Raw genomic sequence first — 3,696 nt, forward strand, 5'->3', positions numbered from 1 at the left:
CGTGCACATAACTGGTATTGCTGCAAAACCTAAAGACCGGAAAGATCCGGCGAAAGTCTGTTACTCCGCCTGCAAGCTTGCTGAAATTTGGATGCATGATTGCCGACGGCACCCTCCCCCTCCCAAGACTCTATGAGATGGAATGTTTTGGCATGAAGGATCTTCCTCGCTCCGTACGACCTCTTCGATGCAAAGCCCGCGTCGCACGCGTGGTTGATTTGCTTCACAAGCTGAAAAGCCCGTTTTCAAACTCCGATCGCACGGTATCGATTGCCGCAGCCCGCATCGCCACAGGCTTATTCGTCAGTGGATGGCTTGCAGTTCAACCTGCCGCCGCCGCGACGCCTTCGGCGAAAGACGCTTTGCAATTGAAACCGGTTCAAGCCGACGTCGATTATGAATTGGTCGAGCCGGCCGACGTGGCAAATTGCACCGTGACTGATTTGGAATACAACGATTGGTCCGGTTGGGAAGTGCGGTCCGGTGATGGCACGTTGCTTCGCCGTTTTGCCGATACCAACGGCGACAATAAGGTCGACTTGTGGTGTTATTTCAAGTTTGGTGTCGAGGTTTACCGCGATATTGACCGTGATTTTAACACCAAAGCGGATCAGTACCGCTGGCTCGGTACCGCGGGAACTCGCTGGGGAGTCGATGAAAACGAAGATGGTAAAATCGATTCCTGGAAACAAATCTCGCCCGAAGAGGTGACCGCCGAAGTCGTTGCGGCATTGGCCGATCGCGATTCCGCTCGCTTTGCTCGGCTGCTGGCCACCGGCAAGGACCTCGAATCCATTGGGCTGGGCAGCGACACCGTTCGTCGCTTGGCCAGCAAAGCGACCCGTGCTGCAAAAGACTTTTCGGACTTTGCCAAACGTCAAAAAGCGGTTGGACGCGACGCGAAATGGGTCCAGTTTGCTGCGGCCACCCCAGGCGTTGTTCCAAGTGGAACCGATGAATCGACCTCGGATATCACCGTGTACGAAAACGCGGTTGCCATGTTCGAAGACACCACCGGCAACGGACAATTGTTGGTTGGCACGATTATTCGCGTCAACGATACCTGGCGAATCGTCGATTTGCCTTCGGTGGGCGAAGGTGGTGATGCGGTGGCTCAGTCGTCCGGCAATTTCTTCACTCCTGGCGGTATGGCTCAATCCGCTGCCTCGCTTGACTCGGGGCTGGGAGCTCAATCACAACAATTGGTCACCGACCTCGAAGAGATCGATCGCAAACTTGCCTCGACAAGTAACCCCAAGGACTTGGCGAAGCTTCACGAAGCTCGCGCTCAATTGGTTTCGCGATTGATCAAATCGACCACCAATCCAAGCGAGCAAGATGCATGGACTCGCCAATTGGTGGACACCGTCAGCATGGCGACCCAAAGTGGCGTTTATCCCGACGGAATCAAACAGCTGCAAGCGATCGCTCGCTCCCTTGGGGACAACAACGAATCGCTAAAAGCCTATGCCGAATACATGATGATTGGTGCCCAATACGCACAGCGTCAAACCCCGGATGCTGATTTTGCCGAGGTGCAAAAATGGTACTTGGAAACGCTCACGGAGTTCGTCGATCGCTATCCGCGGATGCCTGAATCGGCTCAGGCGATGTTGCAATTAGCACTCAGCAAAGAGTTCGAAGACAAAGAAAAAGACGCGTTGGGCTACTACAAAAAAGTGGCGTCAGCGTTCCCCGGCACTGATACGGCCGAGAAAGCCGAAGGCGCCGTTCGCCGACTCGAGTCGGTCGGCAAGGTGATCGATTTGCAAGGAAATTCGATCGATGGCAAGCCATTCCGTCTGTCGCAATTGCGTGGCCGTCCCGTTGTGCTGCATTACTGGGCGACTTGGTGCGAACCATGTAAACAGGACATGAAATTGCTGCGGGCGCTACAGGCTCGCTACCAGAAAGCGGGGTTGGTATTGGTCGGTGTCAACGTCGACGCGACCAGCGAAATGGCCAAGGGATTCTTGAAGCAGAACCCGTTACCATGGATCCAATTGTTCGACGACGGAGGGCTCGAATCGAGCGATTTGGCCAAGACATTTGGGGTTCAAACGCTGCCGACGATGATGTTGATCGACGAACGAGGCCGCGTGGTTCGTCACAACGTTCGTGCTGCCGAACTGGAATCGGAACTCGATAAGTTGGCTAAGTAAGCGACTCGATTCTGCCTCACGATCGAGGGGAAAATCGAAATTGATCTCGCGTAGTAATCGAGTTTCGTCTCGTTCCAGACGACTAAAATGACATCCTCAAAGCCGCCTGAATCTCGTTTGCAGATTCAGGTGGCTTTTTTCGTTCACGATATTTTTTCTCGTAACAACACTTCCTTGGATGTTTCAGGTTTAATGATGCATAAGTCGAGCGATTGGCTTTCGCAGCGGCCAATCCTTCTCAAATCCGCGTTTCGTAGATTGAGCAACTTGTTTGCGAACATGCTGCGCAAGACGTCGGTGCAAGCTTTTCTTTGAAGTCACTTTTGTAATGGGCAGCGGTCACGATGGCTAAACGAGATGAACTTCTTCGTCGTTTGAAACAGGCCGATCGGCGGCGCGGTCGACGCCCGACAAGCAACACCGCTTCGCAGAATTCGGGACGTCAACCCGCTACGGCCAATGAGTCTGCGAACCAGCCGGATGTGACGGCCCTAATCGTTGCGGAAGTTTTGGCGTTCACTCGTTCGGACCGCAGTTGTCATGATCCACAAGTCGTTTCCGCCCTGCGTGCCGTGTTACGAGGGTCATCTCCCGCAGCGGATTCGGCGCGTCGTTTATGCGACCAATTACAACGGATTGCCGACCGATCCGACGTCAAACTCCGGGATTTTCGCAGCGCCGTTAAAGGGCTTGCCGAGCAAGCGATGCAGTTTGATCGCGACGCTGAGGGTGAGGACCGTTTTATCAATTACTTGGCGGTGTTAATTGAATAACGCTTGATTCAGTAGCATAAGGATCAACGCCAACGAGCAAATCGAAAACGCTCTGCACACGGAAGAGCCCACGACAAAAAGAAATCATGAATCGAACTCCAATTCAAAATCCGTATCTCGCGTCGTCTGCTTCTGAGAGCACCAGCGGCAATCAAGTTGACTTAAAAGCTCATCTTCGCACCAGCCAGATTATCGCGTTCGCTTTGATTCAGGGCGTATTGTTCATTACCGCCATCATGGGTTACCTGAGCATCGTGTCCGGCGATGGAGGGCCCGCTGACGGACCGCCCGCCGATCCGGCCGCTGACAATGACATGATGATGCTGGCCATCGGCGCGGTAGCTGCTTTTGGCGGTTGTTTTGCATCGTTTGTCGCCAACAAGATGTTCAAAGCGATGGCGATTCGGCAATTCGCATCAACGGGGGAAGAAGTTGATGTGCCGGTGCAGGAATCGATGAAGATCACCTCGGGAATAAGCGAGTTGTTAGCGACATCTCAAACGCGGATGATCGTCGGCATGGCACTGGCTGAAGGAGCCGCGGTGATCAACGCGGTCCTGATGATGTTGGACGGGAACTTGATCCATCTGGTGATGATCGGATTCTGTCTCGTCGCGATGGCGGTCCAGTTTCCAACGCTACAGAAAAAACTGGATCTCATCGATTTCGCCGCCCGCGCGTCACGAGATCGCGTCTAAGTTGCCTCGACCGCAGCGATAGCGAAATTCCGGCAGACAGCAGTGGGGANAACCGGAGCTCTG

3 protein-coding genes are annotated in these 3,696 nt (G+C 53.9%); all 3 read left to right on the forward strand.

What is annotated here, in order from left to right:
* The first annotated feature begins 152 nt into the window (after nucleotides 1–152).
* The 3 genes from RMSM_RS29200 (at nucleotide 153) to RMSM_RS29215 (ending at nucleotide 3,633) form a co-directional block, all read left to right on the forward strand.
* Entirely contained in the window at nucleotides 153–2,162 is a 2,010-nt protein-coding gene (locus RMSM_RS29200; protein ID WP_081614371.1) for a redoxin domain-containing protein, read from the forward strand.
* Nucleotides 2,163–2,506: 344 nt separating this feature from the next.
* Complete coding sequence (locus tag RMSM_RS29210) at nucleotides 2,507–2,935, forward strand: hypothetical protein (RefSeq protein ID WP_040770039.1); 429 nt, start codon at nucleotides 2,507–2,509, stop codon at nucleotides 2,933–2,935.
* A gap of 86 nt (nucleotides 2,936–3,021) precedes the next feature.
* A complete protein-coding gene (locus tag RMSM_RS29215) occupies nucleotides 3,022–3,633 on the forward strand; it encodes a hypothetical protein (RefSeq protein ID WP_008705870.1) in 612 nt (203 codons plus the stop codon).
* The last annotated feature ends 63 nt before the right edge of the window (nucleotides 3,634–3,696 follow it).

Origin of the sequence: Rhodopirellula maiorica SM1, assembly GCF_000346295.1 — a bacterium.
GTDB classification, from domain to species: Bacteria; Planctomycetota; Planctomycetia; order Pirellulales; family Pirellulaceae; genus Novipirellula; species Novipirellula maiorica.

Bases quoted from the DNA above. Each gene is read 5' to 3' on its own strand.
- RMSM_RS29200 (WP_081614371.1), top strand. From the start codon at position 153: ATGAAGGATCTTCCTCGCTCCGTACGACCTCTTCGATGCAAAGCCCGC.
- RMSM_RS29210 (WP_040770039.1), top strand. From the start codon at position 2,507: ATGGCTAAACGAGATGAACTTCTTCGTCGTTTGAAACAGGCCGATCGG.
- RMSM_RS29215 (WP_008705870.1), top strand. From the start codon at position 3,022: ATGAATCGAACTCCAATTCAAAATCCGTATCTCGCGTCGTCTGCTTCT.